The organism is Polaromonas sp. P1_E1_2 (assembly GCF_056406035.1).
The window spans coordinates 1-1,705 of the sequence record NZ_JBFUAZ010000760.1 but is presented as its reverse complement, the minus strand read 5'-3'; the positions used below and the strand labels follow the sequence as shown (position 1 = coordinate 1,705).

The window sequence follows — 1,705 nt, the reverse complement described above, 5'->3', positions numbered from 1 at the left end:
ATGCCAATCTACGCCTATAAATGCGAGTCCTGTGGGCATGCCAAGGACGTTCTGCAAAAAATCTCCGATGCGCCCCTCTCAGTGTGTCCGCAATGCGGCGAACCCGCATTCAAAAAGCAGGTCACGGCTGCGGGTTTCCAGCTCAAGGGCTCGGGCTGGTACGTGACGGACTTCCGCGGCGGCAACAGCACAGGCGTGCCCGCGCCCAAGACTGACGGCGGCGAAGCCGGCGCTTCCAGCAGCAACGGTGCGGACAGCAAGCCGGCCGATTCCGGCGCAGCCGCGCCGGCAAGCACGGCAGCAGCTCCCGCGCCGGCCGCGCCCGCCAAGGCTTCGGCCACCGACTCCTCTTCCAAGACTTCCTCGTGATGGCTTCGATCCGCCGATGGCTTCTGGCCGGACTGTTGGTGCTGGTGCCCCTGGCCATCACGCTGTGGGTGCTCGACTGGATCGTCGGCACGCTGGACCAGACGCTGCTGATTCTTCCTGGCGCCTGGCACCCCGACAAGCTGCTGGGTTTCCATATCCCCGGTTTCGGCGTGCTGCTGACGCTGCTGATCGTGCTGCTGATGGGCGCGGTTGCCAGCAATTTCTTCGGCAAGAAACTGGTGCGCTGGGGCAACTCATTCCTGAGCCGCATTCCCATCGTCCGCTCCATTTATTCCAGCGTAAAGCAGGTCTCCGATACGGTGTTCTCGGAAAATGGCAATGCCTTTCGCAAGGCCTTGCTGGTGCAGTGGCCGCGTGAAGGTGTCTGGACCATCGGCTTTCTGACGGGGCTGCCCGGCGGCGATGTGGTCAATCACCTGCAGGGCGACTACCTGAGTGTTTATGTACCCACCACGCCCAATCCCACCGGTGGCTATTTTGTGATGCTGAAAAGAAGCGACTGCATTGAGCTCCAGATGAGCGTCGATGAGGCTTTGACCTACGTGATTTCCATGGGCGTCGTGGTGCCCTCCAAACCTGTACCGCGGCCGCTGACCCCTCCCCTGTAAACGGCGAAAATTGCAACACTGCGCGCGAGGCGCTGAAAGTCCGAGATTTTTATGGCTATCGTTTCCCAAATGCGTTCGAACTATTGCGGTCTGGTGACCGAGGCCTTGCTGGGCCAAACCGTGAGCCTGTGCGGCTGGGTCAATCGTCGCCGCGACCATGGCGGTGTGATCTTCATCGACTTACGCGACCGCGAAGGCTATGTCCAGGTGGTCTGCGACCCGGACCGCGCCGACATGTTCAAAACCGCCGAGGGCGTGCGCAACGAATTCTGCGTGCAGGTCAAAGGCGTAGTGCGGGCCCGCCCTGAAGGCACGACCAACGACAACCTCAAAAGCGGCAAGGTCGAGGTGCTGTGCCACGAACTGATCGTGCTGAACCCGAGCGTGACGCCGCCGTTCCAGCTTGACGACGACAACCTGTCTGAGACGACGCGCCTCACGCACCGCGTGCTGGATTTGCGCCGTCCCTACATGCAGAACAACCTGATGCTGCGCTACCGCGTGGCCATGGAAACGCGCAAGTTCCTCGACGCCAACGGCTTCATCGACATCGAAACCCCGATGCTGACCAAGAGCACGCCCGAAGGCGCGCGCGACTACCTGGTGCCCAGCCGCGTCAACGAAGGCATGTTTTTCGCGCTGCCGCAAAGCCCGCAGCTGTTCAAGCAGTTGCTCATGGTCGCAGGCTTCGACCGCTACTACCAGAT

3 protein-coding genes are annotated in these 1,705 nt (G+C 61.5%); all 3 read left to right on the top strand.

Translation table 11 applies throughout. From position 1 onward, the window contains the following. The coding region (locus AC1D1P_RS22605; RefSeq protein ID WP_477669818.1) for an FmdB family zinc ribbon protein at positions 1–369 on the top strand (369 nt) is incomplete at its 5' end. Beyond that, the gene (locus AC1D1P_RS22600; RefSeq protein ID WP_457279653.1) at positions 369–998 is read left to right on the top strand and encodes a DUF502 domain-containing protein; all 630 of its coding nucleotides are present in this window, start codon (positions 369–371) and stop codon (positions 996–998) included. The genes AC1D1P_RS22605 and AC1D1P_RS22600, both read left to right, overlap by 1 nt. Positions 999–1,049: 51 nt before the next feature. Next, the coding region (locus AC1D1P_RS22595; protein ID WP_477674531.1) for an amino acid--tRNA ligase-related protein at positions 1,050–1,705 on the top strand (656 nt) is incomplete at its 3' end.

Excerpts from the sequence above, each read along its gene's own strand:
- AC1D1P_RS22600 (WP_457279653.1), top strand. The coding sequence starts at position 369 with ATGGCTTCGATCCGCCGATGGCTTCTGGCCGGACTGTTGGTGCTGGTG.